The organism is Arthrobacter sp. 10L424 (assembly GCF_056395325.1).
The window spans coordinates 1-635 of record NZ_JBFTJH010000027.1 but is presented as its reverse complement, the minus strand read 5'-3'; the positions used below and the strand labels follow the sequence as shown (position 1 = coordinate 635).

Below are 635 nucleotides of genomic sequence, written 5' to 3'. Positions count from 1 at the left end.
GCGGTGGACATGGCGTTGTGGGACATCAAGGGCAAGGTCGCCGGGATGCCGGTGTACCAGTTGTTGGGCGGGGCGTCGCGGAACGGGCTGCGCGCGTACGGGCATGCCTCGGGCGCGGACCTGCCCTCGCTCTTCGATTCGGTCCGGGAGCATCTGGAGCTCGGGTACAAGTCGATCCGGATCCAGACCGCGGTGCCCGGGATCAAGGCCGTSTACGGSGTCGCCGCGCAGGCGCAGGCCTCCGGGGAGCGGTATGACTACGAACCGGCCGGGCGCGGGGCGTTCCCGCAGGAGGAGGACTGGGACACCCGGGCCTACCTGCGGCACCTGCCCTCGGTGTTTGAGGCGGTCCGGAACGAGTTCGGCCCGGAAATCCCGTTGCTGCACGACGGGCACCACCGGATGACCCCGATCCAGGCCGCGAAGCTGGGCAAGGCGCTGGAACCCTATGACCTGTTCTGGCTGGAGGACTGCACCCCGGCCGAAAACCAGGAAGGCCTGCGCCTGGTCCGCCAGCACACCACCACGCCGCTGGCGATCGGTGAAATCTTCAACACCGTCTGGGACTACCAGACCCTGATCAAGGAACAGCTGATCGACTACGTGCGGGCCGCGTCCACGCACTTCGGCGGCAT

At 67.9% G+C, this 635-nt stretch carries 1 protein-coding gene; it reads left to right on the top strand.

Annotated features, from left to right (window positions below; genetic code table 11):
* On the top strand, nt 1-635 hold a 635-nt coding region (locus AC1DC5_RS19020; protein WP_476866198.1), incomplete at both ends, for an enolase C-terminal domain-like protein.